Source organism: Reichenbachiella sp., assembly GCF_039941815.1.
Taxonomy (GTDB): Bacteria; Bacteroidota; Bacteroidia; order Cytophagales; family Cyclobacteriaceae; genus Reichenbachiella.
This window is the reverse complement of sequence record NZ_JBDVDW010000032.1, coordinates 228035-251276: the sequence shown is the minus strand read 5'-3', so window position 1 is coordinate 251276 and position 23242 is coordinate 228035. Positions and strand designations below refer to the sequence as shown.

20 protein-coding genes are annotated in these 23242 nt (G+C 41.5%); 12 read left to right on the top strand and 8 right to left on the bottom strand.

Going from position 1 to position 23242, the window contains the following annotated elements:
- Positions 1-4 precede the first annotated feature (4 nt).
- Both ABJF11_RS08340 and ABJF11_RS08335 read right to left on the bottom strand, forming a co-directional pair.
- Positions 5-817, bottom strand: coding sequence for a mechanosensitive ion channel domain-containing protein (locus tag ABJF11_RS08340; RefSeq protein WP_348119349.1), 813 nt, complete (start codon positions 815-817; stop codon positions 5-7).
- Between the two features lie 44 nt (positions 818-861).
- Positions 862-1743 carry a hypothetical protein gene (locus ABJF11_RS08335; RefSeq protein ID WP_348119348.1) on the bottom strand — a complete coding sequence of 294 codons (882 nt, stop codon included), beginning with the start codon at positions 1741-1743 and terminating at the stop codon, positions 862-864.
- A 265-nt stretch (positions 1744-2008) separates the two neighbouring features.
- On the opposite strand from ABJF11_RS08335, the gene ABJF11_RS08330 reads away from it, so the two are divergent.
- On the top strand, positions 2009-4240 hold the full coding sequence (locus tag ABJF11_RS08330; RefSeq protein WP_348119347.1) for a PHB depolymerase family esterase: 2232 nt from the start codon (positions 2009-2011) through the stop codon (positions 4238-4240).
- A 77-nt stretch (positions 4241-4317) separates the two neighbouring features.
- On the opposite strand, the gene ABJF11_RS08325 is transcribed toward ABJF11_RS08330, so the two are convergent.
- Positions 4318-4575 (bottom strand): DUF4834 family protein, encoded by a 258-nt coding sequence (locus ABJF11_RS08325; protein ID WP_348119346.1) that lies wholly within the window; start codon positions 4573-4575, stop codon positions 4318-4320.
- A 12-nt stretch (positions 4576-4587) separates the two neighbouring features.
- Entirely contained in the window at positions 4588-7401 is a 2814-nt protein-coding gene (gene carB, locus ABJF11_RS08320; RefSeq protein WP_348119345.1) for a carbamoyl-phosphate synthase large subunit, read from the bottom strand.
- A 174-nt stretch (positions 7402-7575) separates the two neighbouring features.
- On the opposite strand from carB, the gene ABJF11_RS08315 reads away from it, so the two are divergent.
- Complete coding sequence (locus ABJF11_RS08315) at positions 7576-7998, top strand: hypothetical protein (RefSeq protein WP_348119344.1); 423 nt, start codon at positions 7576-7578, stop codon at positions 7996-7998.
- Here the strand turns inward: ABJF11_RS08315 and ABJF11_RS08310 are convergent.
- Together ABJF11_RS08310 and ABJF11_RS08305 are read right to left on the bottom strand one after the other, a co-directional pair.
- Positions 7991-9520: a tetratricopeptide repeat protein gene (locus ABJF11_RS08310; protein ID WP_348119343.1), complete on the bottom strand. Its 1530-nt coding sequence runs from the start codon at positions 9518-9520 to the stop codon at positions 7991-7993. The genes ABJF11_RS08315 and ABJF11_RS08310 overlap by 8 nt on opposite strands.
- 141 nt (positions 9521-9661) lie before the next feature.
- On the bottom strand, positions 9662-11089 hold the full coding sequence (locus ABJF11_RS08305; protein ID WP_348119342.1) for an aminotransferase class I/II-fold pyridoxal phosphate-dependent enzyme: 1428 nt from the start codon (positions 11087-11089) through the stop codon (positions 9662-9664).
- A 234-nt stretch (positions 11090-11323) separates the two neighbouring features.
- On the opposite strand from ABJF11_RS08305, the gene ABJF11_RS08300 reads away from it, so the two are divergent.
- The 10 genes from ABJF11_RS08300 to ABJF11_RS08255 all read left to right on the top strand — a co-directional run bounded on the left by ABJF11_RS08300 (position 11324) and on the right by ABJF11_RS08255 (position 20936).
- Positions 11324-11716, top strand: a complete 393-nt coding sequence (locus ABJF11_RS08300; protein WP_348119341.1) for a TerB family tellurite resistance protein — start codon at positions 11324-11326, stop codon at positions 11714-11716.
- Positions 11717-11813: 97 nt separating this feature from the next.
- A complete protein-coding gene (locus ABJF11_RS08295; protein ID WP_348119340.1) occupies positions 11814-14198 on the top strand; it encodes a penicillin acylase family protein in 2385 nt (794 codons plus the stop codon).
- Positions 14199-14357: 159 nt separating this feature from the next.
- The gene (locus ABJF11_RS08290; protein ID WP_348119339.1) at positions 14358-15731 is read left to right on the top strand and encodes a M20/M25/M40 family metallo-hydrolase; all 1374 of its coding nucleotides are present in this window, start codon (positions 14358-14360) and stop codon (positions 15729-15731) included.
- A 75-nt stretch (positions 15732-15806) separates the two neighbouring features.
- Positions 15807-16151, top strand: a complete 345-nt coding sequence (locus tag ABJF11_RS08285; RefSeq protein ID WP_348119338.1) for a 5-carboxymethyl-2-hydroxymuconate Delta-isomerase — start codon at positions 15807-15809, stop codon at positions 16149-16151.
- A gap of 9 nt (positions 16152-16160) precedes the next feature.
- Positions 16161-16580 (top strand): DUF6196 family protein, encoded by a 420-nt coding sequence (locus tag ABJF11_RS08280; RefSeq protein WP_348119337.1) that lies wholly within the window; start codon positions 16161-16163, stop codon positions 16578-16580.
- A gap of 97 nt (positions 16581-16677) precedes the next feature.
- Positions 16678-17583, top strand: a complete 906-nt coding sequence (locus tag ABJF11_RS08275) for a haloalkane dehalogenase (RefSeq protein WP_348119336.1) — start codon at positions 16678-16680, stop codon at positions 17581-17583.
- 7 nt (positions 17584-17590) lie between these two features.
- Complete coding sequence (locus ABJF11_RS08270; RefSeq protein ID WP_348119335.1) at positions 17591-18214, top strand: Crp/Fnr family transcriptional regulator; 624 nt, start codon at positions 17591-17593, stop codon at positions 18212-18214.
- Between the two features lie 166 nt (positions 18215-18380).
- Positions 18381-18593 carry a DUF2892 domain-containing protein gene (locus ABJF11_RS08265; RefSeq protein WP_348119334.1) on the top strand — a complete coding sequence of 71 codons (213 nt, stop codon included), beginning with the start codon at positions 18381-18383 and terminating at the stop codon, positions 18591-18593.
- Positions 18594-19025: 432 nt separating this feature from the next.
- Positions 19026-20447 carry a DUF4919 domain-containing protein gene (locus tag ABJF11_RS08260; RefSeq protein ID WP_348119333.1) on the top strand — a complete coding sequence of 474 codons (1422 nt, stop codon included), beginning with the start codon at positions 19026-19028 and terminating at the stop codon, positions 20445-20447.
- 3 nt (positions 20448-20450) lie between these two features.
- Positions 20451-20936 carry a hypothetical protein gene (locus tag ABJF11_RS08255; RefSeq protein ID WP_348119332.1) on the top strand — a complete coding sequence of 162 codons (486 nt, stop codon included), beginning with the start codon at positions 20451-20453 and terminating at the stop codon, positions 20934-20936.
- 52 nt (positions 20937-20988) lie between these two features.
- Here the strand turns inward: ABJF11_RS08255 and ABJF11_RS08250 are convergent, their stop codons facing one another.
- Positions 20989-22701 (bottom strand): M56 family metallopeptidase, encoded by a 1713-nt coding sequence (locus tag ABJF11_RS08250; protein WP_348119331.1) that lies wholly within the window; start codon positions 22699-22701, stop codon positions 20989-20991.
- Entirely contained in the window at positions 22694-23068 is a 375-nt protein-coding gene (locus ABJF11_RS08245) for a BlaI/MecI/CopY family transcriptional regulator (protein ID WP_348119330.1), read from the bottom strand. Before ABJF11_RS08245 ends, ABJF11_RS08250 begins: the two co-directional genes overlap by 8 nt.
- Positions 23069-23242: the final 174 nt, after the last annotated feature.

Genomic DNA, 23242 nt, shown 5'->3' with positions numbered 1-23242 from the left:
TTGATCAATCTTTATGCATATGCACATCCATTTGTGGGAATGGAATGCTGATTCCTTTTTTGGCGAATGTCTTATAGATGTTTTCATTCATATCAAAGAATACGCCCCAGTAATCTTCGGCGTTTGCCCAGGCCCTTACCACAATATTGACCGAGCTATCAGCTAGTGCTGATACGGCTATAAAAACCTCGGGATCTTTGTGAATTCGCGTGTCAGCATCAGCAAGCATTTTAATTACTGCTTTTGCATTGTCAACATCATCTCCATAGGCTATCCCAAAAGTCCAATCAACTCTTCTTTTTGGTTCAGAAGAGAAATTAGTCATACTTCCAGTAGATAGTCCTCCATTCGGAATGATTATAGTTTTGTTGTCCGGTGTTTTAAGAATTGTATTAAAAATCTGAATAGCATGTACTGTGCCATTGTATCCTTGAGCATCGATAAAGTCACCCACCTTGAATGGTCGGAAAATTAAAATCATAACTCCTCCTGCAAAGTTTTGGAGTGTACCCGACAGTGCCATACCAACGGCTAAACCCGCTGCACCCAGGATGGCGATCAGAGAAGTCATCTCTACTCCCATTGTAGTCAGCACAGAAATCACCAATATGACCTTGAGCAACATGGAAACTAGGCTTACCAGAAATGGTTTAAGTGAAGCATCAATTTCCCGAGCCTCCAGCAGCCGCCTAAATCCCCCTGAAAGCGCTTTGACCACCCAAAAACCAATTATAAGGATAATTATTGCTCCTACTAATTTTGGACCATAAGAGAATATCAAATTTAGGATTTGGGGCATTAATTCTTCAAGTGTCATGTTTAGATTAGTTAATATGAGCAATTAAATTAATCAATATTCTTCTAATGAAAAGGGTAGACTTCGGCTTTAATCTTCATTCTGTGAATTTGCCAAATTGTAGGGCTCCCATTGACGTCGTTTTCACCTCTGGCATAGTACAAATAATCTTGATTTCTGCTTATAAATGGGTTTGACATATTGGCCTTTTCCGGTTGAGTCAAAAGAGGGAGTGGGGCACTCCAGCCTGCGGGACTTTTCTTGCTAACAAGCAGTATTTCCTTTTGGGAGATAACCTGACTAAATATTAAATAAGTCTCGTCAGGTGCAATGAAAGGGGTAATCATAATTCCATTAGGTTCGGTAAGAAATACGACAGGTTTAACTTCAGAGAGTTGATTTTCTTTATAATCTGAGTAGAATAAGCTTAAGTCGCTATAATCAAGACTTCCAGAATGGAAGTACATTCTGCCAGACTTGGTCAGCGTAGGGTGCGAGACTAATTTGGTTTCCATGCCTGGGAGACTGACAAACTCTGGTTCGCTCCAACCGTTCTGTTGTTTTCTACACCGCCAGATGTGCCAGGTTTCTGGAATTCCTTCAATGCCCACAGGTCGGGTGGAGCTAAAAAATAATGTTTTACCATCAGAGGAGAAGCCTATCCCATGCTCATTGTATTCGGAATTGAAGAAAGCAGGTTTCGGCTCAGACCAATGGTCATTAACCAACAACGAAACAAGGATGTCGAATTTTTCAAAATCTGAATTGGAAATCGTAAGATAGAATGACTTCTCGTCAGGAGAAAAAATACCAGCATGAGCAAGTTTGCCAGCCGGGGTATACTCAGAAAGAAAAATTTCTGACTTCGTGGATGGAGCAGTCGACTCAGGCATTTTATTAGAACAACCAAGAAGAACTAAGAAGAGCGTGCAATAGAGACCTTTCATTATTTAAAGATAATAGAAGATGTCAGTTATCCGGCTTGGCTATTGATCAAAATAGTAGAAAAATCAAGCATTTGAGAGACTATTTGTCTTGCACACCATTGCTAAAGTCTGGCACTGAACTAAACACTGAAATAATATGGAGGCGTCTCATATGAGTCCTTTTTGGACCAATTCGAACTATAAGTCCACCCTTGATTTTTGTACGGAGATCAAAAATTAGAGAGATAAAAATTGAAATTCAGGTTATGATACAAATTCAGGCCTTATGAAAAAAACACTAAACTTATTAATCTTTTGTCTGATGCTGAGCTATGCTCAAGCACAGCTAACCGCCATTCCTAGTTTCGGATCGAATCCTGGGAATTTGTCTATGTACATCCATACCCCAGGTAGCATGCCGAGTAATGCGCCGTTGGTATTGGTGATGCATGGTTGTACACAAAATGCGACCTCCTACTCAAATGAAAGTGACTGGAATATGCTGGCAGACACTTACAAATTTTATGTCATTCATGCGCAGCAGAAAAGCACAAACAATTCATCGGAGTGCTTCAATTGGTTTGAAAACGGTGATATCAATCGAGGTTCTGGAGAGGCCGCATCACTAAAAAATATGGTCGATTATATGAAAAGCAACTACTCCGTTGACAATAGTCAGGTATTTGCTACTGGATTCTCCGCTGGTGGGGCCATGACTACAACTATGCTTGCTACCTATCCCGACGTGTTTAGCGCTGGTGCCGTTATGTCCGGCCTTCCCTATAAAGTAGCCACTAGCAGTACCAGTGCCTTTATGGCAATGTTTGGTAATGTAAACCAATCACCAACTCAGTTGGGCAATAGCGTCCGTGGAGCTTCAGGTCATACAGGGCCCTGGCCAAGAGTGGTCACATTTCATGGCGCTTCTGACTATACTGTATATTTCATGAATCAGAATGAGATCATGGAGCAATGGACCAATGTGCACAGCATTGACCAGACAGCAGATGTTACCGACAACTCTTTCAACGGAAACTCACTTGTCACAAGGTCTGAATACCACGATGGTTGCGGTATGGCACAAGTAGTAACTTATGCTATCAATACGATGGGACATACGATTGCGATCGATCCAGGTCCGGGTACAACTCAAGGAGGGTCGAACGGCTCTTACACCAATGATGTGAATTTATTCTCCTCGTATTGGGCAGCGGAATTTTTTGGCCTTACAGGAAATAGTACACCAAGTCTCAGTCCTCCTACTAATGTCAGCGCATTAGCAACATCATCCACTCAAATAGACCTGACATGGACAGACAATGAATCTAACGAGACATCTTACACGGTAGAAAGAGCCAGCAGTTCTGGGGGAAGTTTTAGTGCTGTTGCCACTCTTTCGGCAAATGCTACTAGCTATAGTGACACTGGCCTCTCAGCGTCAACTACATACTTTTATAAAATTAAAGTGACTGACGCTAGTGCCAATACAGCTAGTAGCAGCGAGATAAGTGCGACTACACCGTCAGGAGGTGGAGGCACGCCGACGTCTCCCATTGCTCCTTCCGGGTTATCAGCTACCGCTACGGGTTCGTCCTCAATTATGCTGAGCTGGCAGGACAATTCTAACAATGAGGACTCTTTTGTACTAGAACGTTCAAAGGATAATGAAAGCAATTATATGCAAGTAACCAGTTTGCCTGCCAACACTACTAGCTATTCTGATACAGGTTTAATTCTTTCTACTACATACTACTACAGACTAAGTGCATCAAACAATGAAGGAATGTCGACATTTAGCAATTCAGCCTCAGCAGCTACAGAAGGAGAAGCAGTCATTACTACCTTAGGAAATACCTCTGGGTCCGGAATATTAAGCTATTCGAATAGTAATTCTATGGGACAATCCTTCACTGCAACCGAAGATGGGGAAGTAGTAGAGGTTGATGTTAGGCTCGTCTATAGCATATCCGGCTCTTCGCTGAGAGTTTTTCAAGGAAATACTGTTTCAGGAACACCTGCATATGAGCAAACAGGAATTTCAGCAGGGAGTGGATGGCAATCAATTGGTTTGGACATTCCGTTCGATGTAATTGACGGTCAGACATATACCTTTCAGTTAACCAATTCATCAATCAGATACTCTTATTCCAACACATATGGAGGAGGAAATTTTTGGTACAACACCATTTCTTATGGTGTTTTTGATGCGGCATTCACCATTTCGGTGAGTTCTTCTTCGTCTGCCAGGATCAAAGCAGCGTCAGATATGCAGCCTTTGGCGATGGAGCCAATTCATGTATATCCTAACCCAAGCAGAGGCGTTTTTCAAGTGCAGTTTGGACAAACCATTCGATCTGGTAAGCTTGAATTAATATCCCCAGCAGGACAAATTTTACTTTCACAATTGTTGGAGGATCAACTTTCTGTAGTTCAGGTTGACGATATCAAGCCAGGCATGTATTTTCTAAAAATAGTAGCGGAGGATCGGAATTATATGGAACGCATACTCCTTGAATGAATATGGTTTGGTAAGGAACAAAAAAGGTCGATTAATCAATCGACCTTTTTTGATATCAATTTTTATTATTCCTGGGTTCAGTCTACCTCTTCATAATTTACATAATCACCACCTTTAAAATTGCCGCCGTCTTTTGACTCGTGCTTATCTTTTGGGTTGTAATCAATGATCACGTTTCCATCTCTTGGCCTCTGCTGACTGCGTTGGCCTTGAGACTGATAAGTTTGCTGACGTGCCTGACTTGAAAAGCCAGAAAACAGGGTCCGAAGAATAAATCCACCGACCTTGGCGATGACATAAATGAAAATAAATAATAGGAGTAAAAACTTAAACATAGCTTCTTTTACTTATCGACTAAGGTATAGGTTTCGTTCTGCGTACAATTCCATGAAATAATCATCCATTAGATCGTCTATAAAGTAGATAGATTCGCCAGTAGATTTCATTTCAGGCCCAAGCTCCTTGTTCACATTTGGAAACTTATGGAATGAGAAAATAGGCTCCTTGATTGCGTATCCTTCTTTCCTGGGGTTAAACTTGAAGTCTGTCACTTTCTTATCTCCAAGCATGACCTTTACCGCATAATTCACATATGGCTCTTGATATGCTTTGCAAATAAATGGCACGGTTCGAGATGCTCTTGGGTTGGCTTCTATGATGAAAACCTCATCATTTTTGACTGCAAATTGAATGTTAATCAGTCCAACAGTATCAAGAGCCAGAGCAATTTTCTTGGTGTAATCTTCAATTTTTCTAATCACAAGGTCTCCCAAATTGAAAGGAGGCAATACTGCAAACGAGTCCCCGGAGTGAATACCTGCCGGTTCTATATGCTGCATGATGCCAATGATATATACATTTTCACCATCACATATCGCGTCAGCTTCAGCTTCCATGGCTCCGTCAAGAAAGTGATCGAGCATCACCCTATTTCCAGGAATCTGTCTGAATAACTCTACCACGTGAGATTCGAGCTCTTCCTCGTTGATTACGATTTTCATTCCTTGTCCACCGAGGACATAAGAAGGTCTTACCAGTAATGGGAACCCTAGATCCTTTGATAGCTCCAATGCTTCATCGGCAGTTTCGATGACGCCGAATTTTGGATATGGGATATTTTGTTCTTTTAGCAGAGAAGAAAAGGACCCCCTGTCCTCTGCCAGATCAAGCGCCTTATAGCTCGTCCCAATTATTTTAATTCCATATCGCTCCAGTTTCTCTGCAAGCTTAAGTGCAGTCTGCCCACCTAGTTGTACGATGACTCCTTCGGGCTTCTCCAGAAGAATAATTTCATAGATGTGTTCCCAGAAGACGGGCTCAAAATATAGCTTATCTGCAATGTCAAAGTCGGTAGAAACAGTTTCGGGGTTACAGTTGATCATGATGGTCTCATAGCCACACTCTTTTGCAGCAAGGATGCCATGCACACAAGAATAGTCAAATTCAATCCCCTGACCGATTCGATTGGGCCCTGACCCGAGTACTATGATTTTTTTCTTATCGGAGGAAATGGATTCGTTTTCTTCTTCGAAGGTGGAATAGTAGTACGGAGTTTTGGCGTCAAACTCTGCAGCACAAGTATCCACCATCTTGTATGTTCTCTTCATTCCGAGATCCTGCCGCTTGGTAAAAACCTCGCTCTCCAGACATCCAATCAGGTGGGCTATCTGTCGATCAGCATACCCCTTCTTTTTGGCTTCAAGCAAAAGATCCTTAGGTAGAGAGTCCAAGCTAAATTCACTTATTTCGCCTTCCAGAGCGATCAACTCTTCAATCTGATTCAAGAACCAAGGGTCAATTTTGGTTAAGTTGTAAATAGTTTTGAATGGAATACCAAGCTTGAAGGAATCATAGACATGAAATAGTCTATTCCAGCTTGGGTGTTTTAAGCTGTCGAGAAGCTCATCATGACTCTTTAGCTCTCGTCCGTCTGCTCCTAATCCGTTTCTTTTGATCTCTAAAGACTGACATGCTTTTTGCAGCGCCTCTTGAAAGTTTCTTCCGATACCCATGGCCTCACCTACAGATTTCATCTGAAGCCCCAGGTGTCTGTCTGCTCCCTTAAACTTGTCAAAATTCCAGCGTGGGACTTTGACAATTACATAGTCAATTGTCGGTTCAAAGAAGGCAGAGGTTGTTTTTGTGATTTGATTATTCAACTCATCCAAGTTGTACCCAATGGCCAGCTTAGCTGCGATTTTTGCAATTGGATAGCCAGTAGCTTTGGAGGCCAGCGCCGAGGATCTAGATACTCTAGGGTTGATTTCAATACCAATGATTTCATCAGTCTCCGGATGCACGGAAAATTGCACATTACAACCGCCTGCGAACTGACCAATTCCGGATATCATTTTGATGGCAAGATCACGCATGTTTTGATAAACCGTGTCAGGCAGAGTCATTGCAGGAGCTACCGTAATAGAGTCTCCTGTATGTACACCCATAGGATCAAAATTCTCAATAGAACAGATCACGATGAAGTTTCCAATACTATCACGCATGATTTCGAGTTCGTATTCCTTCCAACCCATAATGCTCTGCTCAATCAGGACTTCGTGAATAGGAGAGGCATGAAGGCCAGCATTGAGGGCTTTGTCAAAATCTTCTGGATTCTCTACAAAACCACCGCCTGCACCACCCAGGGTATATGAGGATCGAATGATCAATGGAAATCCAATTTCTTGAGCGATTTCTTTTCCTTCAAGAAAAGAAGTCGCAGTTCGCCCTTTACAGACTCCCACGTCTAGCTTCTGCATAAGCAATCTGAATTTTTCACGGTCTTCTGTGGTCTCGATAGCATCGAAATTCGATCCGATTACTTTTACATTGTGCTTTTCCCAAATGCCAGCTTTATCGCAGTCCATGGCAAGGTTCAATGCCGTCTGGCCACCCATGGTAGGCAGTACTGCATCTATGTCATGTTTTTCGAGGATTTCGCGAATGGATTTTTTTGTAAGGGGTTTGAGGTAAATGTTGTCCGCGGTTACTTCATCGGTCATAATCGTGGCGGGATTCGAATTGATCAAAGTCACTTCGATACCTTCTTCCCTAAGGGATCTGGCAGCTTGCGACCCTGCATAGTCGAATTCACAAGCTTGGCCGATTACAATGGGGCCACTTCCGATAATAAGTATTGATTTAATGCTATTGTCCTTTGGCATTGCGGAGTGTTTTTTTAGTTATTAAGGGTACTCTAAAATTGCGCAAATTTAGGAGCAATTAGGCATAATAAAAAAGTTTGAACCTATTGTCTGATATTTTTCTTAACCTGCAGCATTTTAGTTTTGCTGTTTCAAATAATATCGTTGTAATTTTGAACATTATTTAAAAAAGCTATGAAAAAAAGACATCTAACCTTACTCATTCTTGCATTGGCTATAATGCTTAATGCATGTGACTCAACCAAGGGAGAAACAGAAAGAATAAGCAAAACAATTGCTGGTGATTGGAACGTGCAATGGGTTACCTATCCGGATCAAAATGCCAGTCAGACCGAGGGGATCAACTATACTATGAATGGTCTGATGAACATTAAGGAAGATGGAAAGATTACAATCAGTGCCTATGGATACGACGGGTGCATTTTTGGTTCAGATACGCTGATTCATACACTCAATTGGGAAGTTGTTTCTGATACCGTATTAAACTTGATCAATGATGGAGACAAATATGGCATTCCATATACTATCAAAGAGATTTCCGATGATAAAATCAAGCTGCAACTAGTCGAAGACGTTTTTCTGTTTTTAACTAAGTAGTTGGCCTTTTATTGATTGGCCTTAGTTGAATTTCCTCTTCGAGAGAGGTAACCATTTTTTTGATTACAAAATCCATGTCTGCAGACTTGTCATGGAGTTGGGTAGTAATGCTCATAAGAGACTTGTCATCCGGGTGTTCTTTTAACATCTGAGTCAGGCCCAGAATACTCGAAAGCGGCCCGCGAATTTCATGTGCACTCAAAAAAGCGTACTCAAGTAGTTTTTCGTTCTGGGCTTTTATCATTTGTGTTCTTTCTTCAATAATTTTTTCGAGGTTGCTATTGATATTATTGATTTCTTCATTAGCGTGTTTCAAGCTATTGGATTGATTGACAAGCTTTACTTGATGCTCCGTGATTTGTTGATTCAAAGCTTCTAATTTCTCATTTGCTCTGCTTTTGGTGATAAAATATCTATAAAGAACTAAAGCAATAAGTAGAGTCAAAATGGCAATGCCACTTACGATATAAATAAAATATGTTTGTTTGGTTATCCTTAAGTTTTGAATATCAATTTCCCTTTGCTTGCGGTCGAGTTCGAATTGTGCTGTCAACTGCTCTATTTTTTTGGACTTCTCAGAATTGAACACCTGATTTTCCCATTCATATCTTTTTTTCAGGGCGGACATTGCCTCATTTGGTCTGCCCGATTCTATTAATAAGTCTGACAAAAGAGCGTAACCAGTCACAAGTGCCTGATAGTACAAGTTGTCTTCAGCAATTTTAAGATACTCTTTCAAATCTGGAATATACTTAACGCCCTGCCCCATTGCTTTGAGCACTTCAATACGGCTGACTTGGCCGTTTATTTCGAATAGTTCTGACTCGATCATTTTGCCGCAGACTAGGGCCGAATCAATATGCAAGAGAGCTTCTTCATATCGGGACAAGTGGACTTTTACATCAGATAAATTGAGCAGGCCGAAGGCTAAAGCTCGATGATTGTCATTTTCAATGCCAAATGTAATAGCGAGATTGAGATAGTGCATTGCGCTGTCATAGTCTTCTCTAATCTTAAAAAGGTTACCCAGGTTGCCACAAATAGATCCAACTTTTTGATGATTTGTTTGACGGGCCAAAAATAAACTTTGCCGGAAATAATCTAATGACTTATCATAATCGAGCAGGCTGGCATAGGTGATGGCAAGATTGCCGAGAGCAATAAGAATATGGTTCTTATCGTCGAGCGCTTGAGATTCGGTCAGCAGGAGTTGGTGAAACCTTAGTGCTTCCTCGTAGTTGCCGGTAATTATATGGCCATTTCCAATCCCGTTTATAGCCGCAAGCACCCCTTGGTCATATTCTATTTCTTCAGCAATCAATTTTGCCTTCTTGAAATACTCGATGGCTTCAATGGGTTGGCTTTTATTAAAATTCTTAGCAACTGTCAGTATTGAATCAACATATAATGTGTCTTTTATATCTTCCTTAAGCAGCTTTTTAAAGACACCCTCCAAACCCTGTCCGTTGGAGACAGTTGTCGAAAGGAGCAACGACACAAATATGGCAATACTGATTCTCATTATTAGGCAATAATTATGGCTTGTCAAGTGCCTCAGGGATCAGAAAGGATTTAGAATATAACAATTATTTTGGCTTATTACAAAATCTGTGAATTGGAGCCACCCTATTCTTGTTCGATTCATTTTTGCCAAAAAGCAACATCAGTCAAGAGCAACAGCGAGCTCTCGCAATACCTGGAAGAGATAGTCTACATCAGCAAGAGTACGTCTATGGTTGGTCAAACTGATCCGTAAAGAAATCTTCCCTTTTATCTTGGTTCCGGCAAAAAAGACTCGACCGTCCGCCTCTATTGCATTCAGTAAGCTTATATTGAGTTGGTCGAGAGCCTCTTCGGTCTGCTGGCCATTTCCAAGATATCTAAAGCAAACAATGGAAAGAGGTGCAGGAGCCAACAGTTCAAAATCTTTACTCTTTTCGATCAACTCTGCTGCATATTTTGCATTTTCAATGTCGTTGGTAATAGCTGCCCGGAGCTTTTCGGCACCGTAAGTTTTTAAGGTCATCCATACTTTCAACGCCTTAAAGTCCTTGGTGAGCTGTAAATTGAAATCCATCAAATCTTCCTTCTCATCTGACCCTGCCGTGAGGTAATCTGGCACCAATGAAAATGTTTCCCGTAAATGCTCCTTGTTTTTCACAATAACACAAGCCACTTCAAAAGGCACGTAAAACCACTTGTGAGGATTGATCAGAATTGAATCAGCTCGTTCTATTCCTTTGAATAGCGTACCAGCTATTTCTGTAGCAGCTGCTGGTCCTCCATAGGCAGAGTCTACCACATACCACAGATTGTATTTTTCGGCAAGGTCTGCAAGCGCATCAAGGTCGTCCACAGCGCCAGAGTTAGTAGTTCCGGCTATGCCAACGATTCCAATTGGCAGGTACCCATCCTCAATATCTTTGATTATCCACGACTCCATTTCATCCAGCCGAACCTGAAAGTTGTCATCTACTGAAATTTTTCTCAACTGTCTTTTGCCAAGGCCTAGCATATCCATGCCTTTGTCTATGCTGCTATGTCCCTGCTCAGAGGCATATACTGTCATTGTTGGTGCCTGGTGCATCCCCTCTACAGCTACATCTATGGGACATTTCATTTTGCGCATGACTGCTAGATTCAAAAAATTGGCAACAGAGCCTCCACTCACGAGTACGCCTCCGGCATCATCAGGATAGCCAATAAACTGACAGATCCACTTGATGACTATTTTCTCTATTTCTGAGTTGGCCGGTGCACTGTGCCATTTTAGATTATTCTGATTTAGAGCATTTTTCAGTACTTCAGCTAGAATCGCAGCTTGATTGCCGCCACCCGTGATATATCCGTAGTAATTTGGGCTGGTATTGAGATTCGAGTTTTGTAAGACATCTTGATCTATCTTTTCCAGAAGCTGAGATGCGGGAGTAGACTGCTGAGGAAGTGGCTCGTCAAAGAGTACCCTAATGTCTTCTGGCGTTGGGTTGTTGTACGTCTTTCCATAAGTTAGTTTACCATGCCAATCCAATACGATTTTGCTTGTCTGGTTCAGGAGTTGTTCGAATTCCTTGGGATTAAAATCTAAGTTCATTACATTGAATTTCGTGTTGCTATTTATAGCTTGATGGCTATATGACGCATTGAACGGCATCATCACCTAATCTAATTTATTTTTTTAAGCGTTTTTTCTTGATTCACCAACTTTTCGTTTCTATTCCTAAAAATAGCTAGCAGGATACAAGTCTTTATTCCAACAGAAAACGGGAGCCATATTTAGCCTAAGTAAAAAATAGTTAAATTAGTTATACAAGTATCAACACCACTTATGGTAGAAGAACAGCTCAAAGCATTAGCACAACTAGCCAACAGCGATGATAATGTTGATGAGCGGGAGTTACGTTTGATTTTTCGGATTGGGGAAGCACATGGAATGAGCCGGGATGAAATCCAGCAAATTGTAGATGATCCCGGACAACTTGGAGACTTGAAATCCCTTAGCGAAGATGACAAATTTGAATTTCTCTATAGCATCATTCAGCTAATGAAAATCGATGATGAGATTTTTAATGAAGAAGTTCTCTACTGTCAAAAAATAGCCACGAAGCTCGGGTACGGCTTGGGTGCTGTAATGGAAATGTACCCTCTTGTACACAAAAACATTGTCTTGAGAGCCGAGAAGCAGCAGCTCAAGAGAAAAATCCAGCAGTTCTTACAGTGAGAGACGAGTGAACCTACTCTAATTATAAAACAATTTCTTAATTTGTTCGAAAAAGCAGGAGTTACTATCTTGACTGTCGAACACCTTCTCTCAAATCATGGTTAAGAAATTACTCTTTTTTGTCCTCCTACTTCTACTATTTATTATCGCTGGAGCGTACTGGTATGCAGACAGCTCCAGACCAAAATACACAGGTGAGGCCAGTTTACCCGGACTTTCTGATGGAACGGAGGCCTATTTTGATAAGTATGGCATTCCTCATATTTATGCTGACAATGAAGTAGATGCCTATCGGACACTTGGCTATTTGCATGCCCAGGATAGACTGTGGCAGATGGAAGTAGTACGAAGAATAGCACCGGGGAGACTGTCTGAGATATTTGGAAGCAAATTGCTAAAGACAGACAAACTCTTCCGTGGATTGGGAATTCACCAATACTCCATCCAGACGCTTGCCACCTTTGAAGCCGAGGGTGACCCAGTCATCAAGGCAGCTGCCCAAGCCTATATTGAAGGTGTGAATACCTTTCTCAAGGATGGGCCGACACCCATAGAGTTTACCCTTCTGGGAATCGAAAAAACGCCGTTTACTTTGATAGATGTCTACAACACCATGGGCTATATGTCCTTCAGTTTTGCTGCAGCGCAAAAGACGGAACCTTTAGTCACCAGAATACTAAATGATCTAGGTGAGGAATATATTAATGACCTTGATGTGGACATCAATATTGAAAGTGCAACCATGAGGTCATATCCTACTGACACGCTTATGGAAGAAATGGCAATCCTGATTGATGAAGTCTTGAAAGATTTACCAGCATCTCCATTTATTGGGAGCAATAGTTGGGTTATCGGGCCTGAAAAAACTGAATCCGGAAAGGTGATTCTAGCCAACGATCCACACATTGCCTTTTCTCAGCCAGCCGTATGGTATGAAGCTCATATAGAAACGGAGGAGACCTCCTTCTATGGATACTATCTCGCTGGATACCCGTTCGCTATTATGGGACACAACAGACAATATGCCACAGGGTTGACCATGTTTGAAAACGATGATATCGATTTGTACCTTGAAAAAGTTAACCCTGAAAATGCTAACCAATATCTCTTTGAAGAGGAGGTAAGAGATTTCAAAGTGCGTCGCGAAAACATTGTCGTAAAGGATACGGCAAATGTTGAAATGGAAATTCGACATACACATCATGGCCCTGTGGTCAACGAAGCACTCGGACTGGATCCTAATATGCCACCGGTATCATTATTTTGGGTGTATACACAAAAGCCAGGAGAGATCCTTGAAGTCACTTATGGGTTTTCGCATCTCTCAGATTTTGATGATGCAAGAAACAATGTGGCCAAAATTCATGCCCCAGGCCTCAATGTCATGTATGGAGATATAAACAACAATTACGCTCGATGGTCGTCGGCGCATCTGATGAAAAGAGCCCCACAAGTAAACTCCAAGTTGATTCTCGATGGCACATCTAAAGAGACCGAGATGCTTGGATACTATGATTTTAACTATAACCCAAAATCCGAAAATGCTCCCTGGGGATTTGCTTATAGCGCAAATAATCAATCGGATACCACTAATGGAGTAGTGGTGCCAGGCTACTACCTGCCAGAAGATAGAGCCAGGCGTATCAAACAACTCCTTTCTGCTGGCAAAAAATGGAACGTTGAAGATACAAAATCAATGATGCTCGATATCACGTCCAACAACTCCCCGGAGGTGGCCCGATCTATAGTGCAAGCAGTGGATCCAAAACTAGTGAATTCGGAAAATGAAGAAAACGCACTGAGTATCCTAAGTAGTTGGGAAGGAAGTTTTGAGTTGGAAGCTGTAGCCCCAGTGATTTACAACAAAATGGTGTATAAAATACAAGAAGCTCTTTTTGTGAATAAAATTGGAGAGAAAGGCTTCGACGCTTATATGAAAACTCATCTGATGAAAAGGAGTTTCCAGCCACTTTTCGCTAATGACAGCTCAGTATGGTGGGACGATCCTACAACGCAAGAAGTGGAAACGAGATCTCAGGTCATTACATCAGCATTCACAGAAGGCATTTTAGAATTAGAGAATCAGTTGGGGAGCGATATGTCAGACTGGCAATGGAGCAAAGTGCATACATTAGAGCACGGCCACGTACTGGGATCGGTAGATTTGTTACGGAAGTATTTTAATGTCGGGCCATTCCCTGTACCGGGAAACAACGAAGTAATCAACAACTATATCTATCGATGGACTGCAGACGGTGCTTACAAAACCACCGCCGGGCCGTCCACAAGAAGAATTGTTGATTTTGCTGATGTAGAGGGCAATAGCTGGAGCATTTTGCCAACCGGTAATTCTGGCAATATCTTTTCCCCACATTATAGCGACCAAGCTGAGATGTTTGTGCGTGGAGAGTTTAGAAGACAATTGATGAACAAACAAGAAATTGTTGATCAATCCGAAGGAGTCTTAATTCTGAAACCATAAGCTGGAAAGTTTGATGTAAGGAATACTTCTAATCCTCACTATTAGTATTCCTACTGTTCAGGATGAAAAATTTGCATCAAAATTTGATACAAGTAAAAGGTCATAGTCTTATTCTTGCCATCCAATAGTTTTTATCAGCACTTATAACATAATTTAATAATGAACAAATTTTCCCTTGCAGTCCTGGTCATGCTTGTTTTCACATTTGTATCTCAAGCCCAAAAACATGAACAAAACCTTCGTACCATTTTCGATGAGGCTCTGACAAATGGTCAATCGTATCCCATGCTCAAATATCTTTCACTTAGCATAGGGCATAGACTCAGTGGGTCGCCTTCTGCTGCTGCTGCGGTTGAATACACTCGACAGCAAATGGAATCAATGGGATTTGACCGAGTATATCTACAGGAAGTGATGGTACCCCATTGGGTAAGAGGTAATACAGAGGTTGGTAGAATTGTAGGAGCAAAATCCTTTGGATCAAAAGATATGAAAGTGACTGCGCTGGGCAATAGTGTTGGAACTGGATCAGCCGGATTGCTTGCGGAAGTGATCGAAGTGCAAAGCCTAGAAGCCCTGGAGTCATTAGGAAAGAAAAACGTAGAAGGTAAGATTGTATTCTTCAATCGGCCGTTGGACCCGAAGCATATCCATACAGGGCATGCCTATGGTGGAGCAGGTGATCAGCGCGTAAATGGACCTTCTGTAGCTGCCAAGTATGGTGCAGTAGCTGTGGTAGTGAGGTCGCTTACCTTAGCGCTGGATGATGTACCCCATACTGGTACTTTGATCTATGATCCCGAAGCCCCAAAGATACCTGCAGTAGCCATTAGTACTATCGGAGCGAATGAACTAAGTAAAACTCTCAAAGCCAATAAGGGTTTGAAATTCTACATCGAAACTCACTGCGAAATGCTACCAGACGTATTATCCTATAATGTAATAGGTGAGCTTACCGGATCCGAATTACCCAACGAGTACATAGTAGTGGGAGGACACCTCGATTCATGGGATGTTGGGGATGGATCTCACGACGATGGAGCCGGATGTGTACAGGCAATCGAAGCCGTCCGAATTTTTAAAGCTACAGGCATTCGTCCAAAACGAACGCTGAGAGCAGTCATGTTTATGAATGAAGAAAATGGCCTTAGAGGCGGTAAGGAATATGCACGTGTGGCGAAGGAGAAAGGAGAAAAGCATGTGGCTGCACTTGAGTCAGATTCAGGAGGGTTTACACCAAGAGGATTTGGTATCAGATCTACTGACGAGGTGCTCACAAAAATCCAAAGCTGGAGTGATCTGTTGGCTCCTTATGATTTACGAAAGCTAGTGAAAGGATACGGTGGAGCTGACATCAATCCGATGGAAGATCAAGGCACCGTTTTGATCGGATTGATGCCTGATTCACAGCGATATTTCGATTATCACCATACATCTGAGGACACCTTCGATAAAGTCAACAAACGCGAACTGGAGCTTGGAGCTGCCTCTATGGCCGCTTTGATCTATCTGATCGACCAGAAGGGTTTGTAAGAAAAAGCAGTTGGTTTCAACGAGTAATCTACCAGCTAGAAAGTGTTAATTGTTTATAAATCTTGAATTATTCTCATGCCCCATTTCATCATACACTGTTCGGAAGGAATCACCCGAGTACATTCCAAAAAGGAAATCATGCAGCAGGTCTATAACCAGGCCGTGGCTAGTGAGCTTTTTACCAAGGGAGATATTAAAGTACGCGTTTTGCCTTTCGAAGAATTTATAGCCGGAGAAGGGTCGGATGATTTCATACATGTCTTTGGCAACATTATGCAAGGGCGGACAGATGAGCAAAAGGCTAATCTGTCACGCCGTATTGTTTCTGTACTCAATGGTTTATTTCCTCAAGTGCCTATCATTTCTATGAACGTCACAGACTTCGAAAAAGCCAGCTATTGCAACAAGGCAATGGTATAAAAGTTGAAAATGTATATTAGCCGGGAATCAAAGGAAGAAACCGAAAAACGATTGCAAGAGGTATTGAAGACGGCCACCTTCAAGGTTTATGAGGAGCCCTATTACTTCAGAGAAATACCAGCAGACGATTTTCAATTTGATTCAAAAGCACTGGCTATGGTTAGAGATGATCAAGTTTGGAGTCAGCTGGTTCCTGTCGAACACGAAGGCACAGAAAACTTTAGGATATTTCGGTTTCATTTTAAGAAAGGGCTGGACAATAGTGGGTTTGTTGGCTGGTTGGCCACTAAAATTAAGGAAGAATTCGGTTCTGGCATTTTCGTAGTTTGTGGGCAAAACTCGAAGCAAGGAGGAATATTTGACTATAATGGATGTCCCATCGAAATCGCAGATCAAGTCATAGACTTCATTCTTAAATTGAGAAAATAGACTATTCTATTTCAATCTTGAAAGCGTTTATAAACGGTCAAATTAGCCGAAAATAAACGTTTTTTGTTTTACCTTTTAGGGTAAATCATTCCATTTCATGAAAGAAATAATAACAACACCTGCAAGCAGATTTGAAAACTTACAAGGGTACAGCTTTACTGCCAATTATCTGGAAGTAGAGCCTGGGCTGAGAATTCACTACGTGGACGAAGGGCCTAAAGACGGCCCAATCATGCTACTGTTGCATGGCGAGCCCAGCTGGTCTTATCTCTATAGAAAAATGATCCCCATTCTTTCCAAACATGGTTTTCGTGTTATAGCTCCCGATCTGATCGGTTTTGGTAAATCCGACAAGCTGATCAAAAAATCGGAGTACACCTATCAAACACATTTGCAATGGATGACCACCTTTGTGGAACAACTGGATCTAAATGACATCACACTCTTTTGTCAGGACTGGGGCGGCCTGTTAGGGTTGCGAATGGTCACAGATATGCCGAATCGGTTCGCTGCGGTGGTGGCTTCCAATACCACTTTACCTACCGGTCAGGTCGCTATGCCCGAAAGCTTCCTACAGTGGCGGGAATATTCTCAACACTCTCCCGGATTTGAAGCAGGCAAAATTATCAATATGGGAACAGTCCAAGACTTGAGTGAAGAAGTAATAGCCGCTTATAATGCACCCTTTCCCTCCGAGGAGTATAAGGCAGAGGCCAGAATATTTCCAATGCTAGTGCCTGCCGACGAGAACAATCCCGAGTCTGCAATCAACCAGTTGGCCTGGAAAAAATTAATGCAATGGGAAAAGCCATTTCTGACCCTATTCGGAGATTCAGATCACATTATGAAGGGCGCAGAAATCCCTATGCAAAAGCTGATTCCTGGAGCAAAAGGGCAGGATCACAAAATATTAAATGCAGGTCATTTCATCCAGGAAGAAAAAGGAGAGGAACTATCGGAGCTGATCTTGGCGTTCTACGAAAAGAATTTTAATTCCAATTAAACAAGAAGTGGAAGCAGAACAGGTACCGCCAGTTTTTTCTCAGCTCAACCCTGGGCTGGTCTCGGAGATCACAGCTGCAGCAGTGCAGAAGATGATACCCAAAGACACCGAGATTTTGCGAGAAGGCCAGTATGTAAAAGTAATCCCTGTTGTGCAGAAAGGATTGATCAAAGTGTTTACCAGACACGAGGGCAGAGAACTGTTACTCTATTATATCCGCCCCAATGAGAGCTGTATTATGTCCTTTGCCGCCAGCATAAAAAATGAACCCAGCAATGTTTTCGCCCTTACCGAAGAAAATACGACAGCATGGCTCCTTCCCGTGGACAAAGTATCAGAATGGACTCGCCAGTTTCCAGATATTAACTCGCTCTTTTTCCAACAGTACAACCTGAGATATGGGGAGCTGCTAGATACAATCCATCACGTGCTCTTTGATCGGATGGACAAGCGACTTCATGACTATTTAATGGAGAAAGTGAATTTAACAGGCAAAAACCCTTTGAAAATTTCTCACCGTCAGATTGCCAATGAATTGGGTACCGCACGCGAGGTGATTAGTCGTGTCATGAAAAAACTTGAAAGCGAAGGCAAGCTGCTCCAACAGCCCCACAGTATAAAAGTCTTATAAAATGGTGACATAAGTCACTGCATCGCGGGTTTCGCGCCAATATCTTTGATAAAAAGAGCTATGAAAGGCAAAATTTACAAATTCCTGCTAGTATGCCTGACTTGTCTGGCATTGGTCACAGGAATTGTCCTACTGGTTCAGTATGTATCAAACTAAATACAAAATTATGAAAAAGAACATGGGAAACGCAGATCGAGTACTCAGAGTAGTCGTCGCTGCCATCATCGCCACACTGTACAATGCTGGTATTATTTCCGGCATACTCGCCATTATTTTGTTGGTTTTAGCTGGTGTATTTATCTTGACAAGCTTTGTGAGCTTCTGCCCACTATATGCACCTTTTGGCATTAGCACCTGCAAAATGAAAGAGAAGGAATAGTGGAGCCTTTTAGCTAAGAACTACCAATCTTAAAAGAACATTTGCTGCTATCTCCTAGTAGCCCCAATATTTTATGTTCGCATTAGTTCTGAGAAGTTGAGATTTTTGTCTCATCAATTGCTAAAACTTATTTCGGTTACATCTATTGGAGATTTGGATACAGCGAAGTCCTAAGGTATATCCTTTGTCCCTGAGACAGATCTTCAATTAGCCAATTGAAACCAATAGCTTATGTGGCACATGACTAGGCCATTAGTTATAAATTAGAATTAAGTGTGCTCACACCATTTTCAGTACATATAGATTTATTATCTTCCAATTGAGTCCTCGAGAAGGTTAGAACTAAACCATATTATACTTGACCAAAGAACAAAGGATTTTGGATCTAATGAGAAACAGGCTCTGTCTATAATCAATTAATTTCCTTAACTAATGTTAAAGCAACTGACCACGCTTCTAGTATTCACTTTGTTTGCAAATTCGCTCAAGGCGCAAGACTACTCAGAGGTGCTCTCGCAAGCGAACGACTACTACGAAAACTCTCAGTACAGGGAAGCACTTAGTTTGTATAGTAAGGTCGTTGAGTCCGATTCTGCCGATGCGGAATTATTCAAACTCCGAGGCAACTGCTATTATCAGCTAAATCATATCGAGAATGCCATTTCAGATTACAAAAGGGCTATCAGAATGGATTCCACTTTTGCAGATGGCTATTACAATCTTGCCAATGTATTCGATGAGCAAGACGTATTGGATAGTGCTGTGTTGAATTTTCGCATCTATAATCGTCTTCAAAAAGACGACCCGGAAGGCTATGTGAGATTGGCTAACTGCTTTCAAAAGCAAGGACGATCGGACTCAGTTACTCAAATGTACGAGTATGCATTTACACTTGATAGCTCCAACCTGATGACGATTCACTACCTCAGTTGGAATTACTTTTATATAGAAGACTATGAGCGAGCGAGGACAATCGCAATCAAAGCAGAAAACATTGATTCATTAGATATCAACTTCGCTCTACTCCACGGTATGTGCAGCTTAGAGCTAGGAAACTTTCAGGAAGCGGTCGATCAATCTGTTCAGGCATTGCAAATTGACTCTCTCAACTTTGACGCTTTCACATTAGGTTTGGAAGCCAAAATATTGGCAGAGACTGACCTGAAGCTGATAGAGAAGGATGAAAACAAAGCTTACAAATTTAAAGACTATACCTCCAAAAACTTAAACCTCCTTCTGGATAAGAATAATTTAATCCCATATGACTCCTTGTTTGATAGGATGAAAAACACGGAAATTCTTTCTCGCGATGATTATCTCAGATTCTATTTGGCGCAAAGTCAGCAAAGCACCTACTCTCCATATTTTCAAATGTCCGATCCCAAAATCGCCGAACATTTCAACAATCAGGAGTTTATGGAATTGGCAAAATACACTGAGAACGTACTTCAGGCGACACCGTTAAAATTGAATGATATTTATAAGGTCTCAGTCGCCAACTATATGACCAGAAATATGGATGATTTTCGCAGGCTTTATTCCATCTACTATGGCCTGATGGAGAGCATCATTGCAACAGGAGATGGTACCAAATACGAATCTGCATATATAGTGGTATCCACCGCAGACGAATATTCTCTACTCAACTATTTCGGACTGAGGTCAGCCGGGCAGAGCCTCCAGCATTCTGATGGACACAGCTACGATATCCTAACGGCTTTTGATCAGGACAGCGAAGAATCTGAGGTCTACTTCAATATAGATCTGCCATTTGGTAGACTCGACTCCTCATTTTCAGGAAGCAGCAAGGACAAGAAAAAGGGGAAAAAGAAAAACAGGAAGGGAAAGAAATAAGCAATGATGAAAAAAACACTAAACCTTATTATTCTATGCATAGCAATAATAATTGGCTGTTCGCCGAAAACATCGACTGAAGAATCAACTAAAACAGTACTATTTGTCTGCACACATGGAGCTGCACGAAGTCCTATTGCCGCGGCGTATTTCAATCAGCTGGCTCAAGAAGAAGGACTGAATTATCAAGCGGTCTTTCGAGGTACAGAGCCTGATGCAGAACTCACTACGGCCACTATTGAAGGGCTAAGTGCCGACGGCTTTAATATAAATGATTGGAATCCACAGCTTGTGAACGAAAATGATCTAAAGGCAGCTAGCCAAATCATAACTTTTGATTGTCAGCCCCCACCTGTGGAAGGACTGAAAATAGTGGCCGTAGAATGGAATGGCACTCCTTCGATAAGCAAGGACTATAATACGGCTCGCGACGCCATACTATTGGAGGTAAGAAAATTGATTGTTCAACTGAAAAGTGAATCTAATTAGGCATAAAAAAAGGAGCCAGACGAGCTCCTTTTTACTTATTTATTACCTGAAATTAGGATTCATTAGCAATTGAAATAGCCATGGGGATGCCTTTTCGTACGGCCCGGTATTGCTCTTTTTCGTCCGGATTGTATTTGTCTAGTTCAAAGAAATCTTTGTCGAACATTTCTTTTGCTCGTTCCATATAGATCTGATTGAAGGCCTCTTTGATGTATACAAGATTGCGTAGATAAGTGTCATATGTATCGTTGTTTTCAAACTTGGCGCTCACCACATAGTTGGACGACTGATTCTGCATATGCTTTCTAACCATAGCATCTACCTTTATTTGATTGGATATTCCTTCATCATCTCCAAACTTAATCTTTAGTACCTCTATGCCAGTTCTGGCGATGTATTCATCATCAATTGTGGGCAGTTGAGGTACTCCTGGACGAGTATCTCCTGGCATAGGAGGAAGTAGCAAAGCAGACTCTGCCCTTTCTCCAGCCTCGGTCTGTCCGAGATGGAGCACCTTGCGTCGGTCAGCCTTGCGAAGGACAGTATGAATCTCACGTATCAGACCCATAGACTGATTGCGATCCACCCGCATGACGATGATGCCACTCTCATCCAACTTTGATGAAGCTATTTCCGACATTATCCCAGCCACTTCTACGGACTTGCCATTGATGGTTATTTTATTAGATGCTACCGTTAGCTCCAGTGAATTGTTTGCACTTAAATCTACCTGACCGTGTGTGGCTGAGAGTACTGGCAAGCTGATGCCATCAGCAATGATATTGGCGGAAGACCCTTCAGAAGTGATGGCTACTTGCTCCTCTACAAGCGAATTGCATTGTACAGCGGCAATACTAAAAATGATTGTACCTATAAGGACGAAGGCTACTTTTACTTTACCTGTCCATCCTGATTTTTTACTTTTCATCATGGTTATTCTTTTTTTTATAAATGATAAATTGAAATTGTGTACCAACCCGTATGAGTTGTTGCTGATCAATTGCCTCAAAAGCAAAGTCTGGTACTCAACTAAGGAATAACCCTCATTTAGTATGTTGTTGTCTGCTATATATTCATGTGTTGTTTTTAGAGATTTAATAAGCCGCCAGATCACAGGGTTGAACCAATGTATGGCTGCTATTAGTTGAACAATAATTAGATCCAAGGAATGACGTTGTCGGACGTGTGTTGCTTCATGTGCTAGAATATGATCGTACTCCTTCGAATTTGTCATTTCCTTTGGGATGAAGACATATTTCATAAATGAAAAAGGAGCAATCGGTTTGTCCACTAGCACAATTGTTAGGTCGTCCCGATGTACATGTGAGTGTTTACCAATTAATTGGTAGATCCATTGTACTGTCCAAAACGTGCAAGACCAACAAAAAATCAAACCGATGACATATATGCTCGCCAGAACCCATAATATCAGATCCATAGAACTGACATCGGATAAAAGCCCTTCCAGAGATTCCCCGTTACTTCTCACAACCCCGCCATTCGCAAAGGACCATTCTTCAAATGCATCATAATAAGACAAACGCACTTTGCTGATTTCCTCTATAGGCCTCTGAACAACAGCCACCTTTGGAGGATCAAAATCAAAACTCAAAAGCGGAAAAAGCAAACTAAAGACCACAATAGAGAGCAGATAATACCGGTTGAGCGCAAAGAAGGTTTCCCTCCTTAGGATCAATAGGTACAAAGTATATAGGCAAATCAGCATAATGCTTGATTCAGCCAAAAACCAAATTATCCTATCCATTCTTTTGTGATTTTAAGTCCTTTAGCATTTTCATCACTTCGTCCAACTCCTTCTCATCCAATTCTTTACTTTCCGAAAAGAAGTTGACCACCTTGGTGAGCGAGTTACTGTAGTAATCCGACACCAGTCTCGACAGCTGCCCCTTGCTATATTCGTCCTTAGTAATGAGTGGATGATACTGATGAGAGTTGCCATAAGCAGTATAGCCTACAATCTCCTTCTGTACCAAGACACGCACTATGGTAGATACCGAATTGTAGGGCGGCTTTGGGTCGGGGTATTGATCGATAATATCCTTGATAAAACCTTTTTCAATACCCCAGAGAATTTTCATTATTTTCTCTTCTGCCTTAGTTAAAGTGACCATCGCTTTATGAGTTTAATTAATCAGCTATACAATAGTACAACTTAATTTTAAGTTTGCAAACTTATTTATAAGTTATTCAACGTAATTTTAAGTTATGATGTAAAATGTAATTTCAAAATTGAAGGTGATTGTCGGAAATGATCACGGGATAATCAGTACGATTAATTAAATTGG

Excerpts from the sequence above, each read along its gene's own strand:
- ABJF11_RS08340 (WP_348119349.1), bottom strand. The coding sequence starts at position 817 with ATGACACTTGAAGAATTAATGCCCCAAATCCTAAATTTGATATTCTCT.
- ABJF11_RS08335 (WP_348119348.1), bottom strand. The coding sequence starts at position 1,743 with ATGAAAGGTCTCTATTGCACGCTCTTCTTAGTTCTTCTTGGTTGTTCT.
- ABJF11_RS08330 (WP_348119347.1), top strand. The coding sequence starts at position 2,009 with ATGAAAAAAACACTAAACTTATTAATCTTTTGTCTGATGCTGAGCTAT.
- ABJF11_RS08325 (WP_348119346.1), bottom strand. The coding sequence starts at position 4,575 with ATGTTTAAGTTTTTACTCCTATTATTTATTTTCATTTATGTCATCGCC.
- carB (WP_348119345.1), bottom strand. The coding sequence starts at position 7,401 with ATGCCAAAGGACAATAGCATTAAATCAATACTTATTATCGGAAGTGGC.
- ABJF11_RS08315 (WP_348119344.1), top strand. The coding sequence starts at position 7,576 with ATGAAAAAAAGACATCTAACCTTACTCATTCTTGCATTGGCTATAATG.
- ABJF11_RS08310 (WP_348119343.1), bottom strand. The coding sequence starts at position 9,520 with ATGAGAATCAGTATTGCCATATTTGTGTCGTTGCTCCTTTCGACAACT.
- ABJF11_RS08305 (WP_348119342.1), bottom strand. The coding sequence starts at position 11,089 with ATGAACTTAGATTTTAATCCCAAGGAATTCGAACAACTCCTGAACCAG.
- ABJF11_RS08300 (WP_348119341.1), top strand. The coding sequence starts at position 11,324 with ATGGTAGAAGAACAGCTCAAAGCATTAGCACAACTAGCCAACAGCGAT.
- ABJF11_RS08295 (WP_348119340.1), top strand. The coding sequence starts at position 11,814 with ATGGTTAAGAAATTACTCTTTTTTGTCCTCCTACTTCTACTATTTATT.
- ABJF11_RS08290 (WP_348119339.1), top strand. The coding sequence starts at position 14,358 with ATGAACAAATTTTCCCTTGCAGTCCTGGTCATGCTTGTTTTCACATTT.
- ABJF11_RS08285 (WP_348119338.1), top strand. The coding sequence starts at position 15,807 with ATGCCCCATTTCATCATACACTGTTCGGAAGGAATCACCCGAGTACAT.
- ABJF11_RS08280 (WP_348119337.1), top strand. The coding sequence starts at position 16,161 with ATGTATATTAGCCGGGAATCAAAGGAAGAAACCGAAAAACGATTGCAA.
- ABJF11_RS08275 (WP_348119336.1), top strand. The coding sequence starts at position 16,678 with ATGAAAGAAATAATAACAACACCTGCAAGCAGATTTGAAAACTTACAA.
- ABJF11_RS08265 (WP_348119334.1), top strand. The coding sequence starts at position 18,381 with ATGAAAAAGAACATGGGAAACGCAGATCGAGTACTCAGAGTAGTCGTC.
- ABJF11_RS08260 (WP_348119333.1), top strand. The coding sequence starts at position 19,026 with ATGTTAAAGCAACTGACCACGCTTCTAGTATTCACTTTGTTTGCAAAT.
- ABJF11_RS08255 (WP_348119332.1), top strand. The coding sequence starts at position 20,451 with ATGATGAAAAAAACACTAAACCTTATTATTCTATGCATAGCAATAATA.
- ABJF11_RS08250 (WP_348119331.1), bottom strand. The coding sequence starts at position 22,701 with ATGGATAGGATAATTTGGTTTTTGGCTGAATCAAGCATTATGCTGATT.
- ABJF11_RS08245 (WP_348119330.1), bottom strand. The coding sequence starts at position 23,068 with ATGGTCACTTTAACTAAGGCAGAAGAGAAAATAATGAAAATTCTCTGG.